The 564-nt window shown below is 65.8% G+C and carries 1 protein-coding gene; it reads left to right on the top strand.

Annotated elements, in window-relative coordinates; genetic code table 11:
- Positions 1–432: phosphopantetheine-binding protein (locus tag ACFWBB_RS41530; protein WP_385284174.1), on the top strand; the 432-nt coding region annotated here is incomplete at its 5' end.
- Positions 433–564: the final 132 nt, after the last annotated feature.

Below are 564 nucleotides of genomic sequence, written 5' to 3'. Positions count from 1 at the left end.
ACCCACCTCCCCACCGCCATGATCCCCACCTACCTCACCCACCTCACCCACCTCCCCCAACTCCCCAACGGCAAGACCGACCACAAACAACTCCCGTCTCCCAGTGCGGAGTTCAGTGGGATCGGTGGCCTCGGTGGAGAGCGGGTGGAGCCGCGCAACGAGGTCGAGAGGGAGCTGGCGCTGATCTGGTCCGAGGTGCTGGGGGTGTCGTCCACCATCGGTGTGCGGGACGACTTCCACGCGCTCGGAGGGCACTCGTTGCTCGCGGTCCAGATCGTCTCGCGGGTACGGGACACCTTCGGCATCGAGGTGCCGTTGGAGCGGATGATCAGCGGTCGGCCCACCGTCGAAGCCCTCGCGGAAACCGTCCAGGACATCCAGCTCTCGGACGCCGACGAGGACGAACTGCTGGCGGCCCTGGCCTCGTTGTAGCCGGAGCCGGAGCCGGAGCCGGAGCCGGAGCCGGAGCCGGAGTGGACCACGCAACGCACAGGTGCTGGGGCCGGCACCCCGCCCCGCACCAATGTGAAAGAAAAGGTGAGGTGAAATAAAAAAAAAAACAAA

The organism is Streptomyces sp. NPDC060000 (genome assembly GCF_042737375.1).
GTDB lineage: Bacteria > Actinomycetota > Actinomycetes > Streptomycetales > Streptomycetaceae > Streptomyces.
The sequence above is the reverse complement of the archived record's forward strand: the minus strand, read 5'-3'. Positions and strand labels throughout refer to the sequence as shown.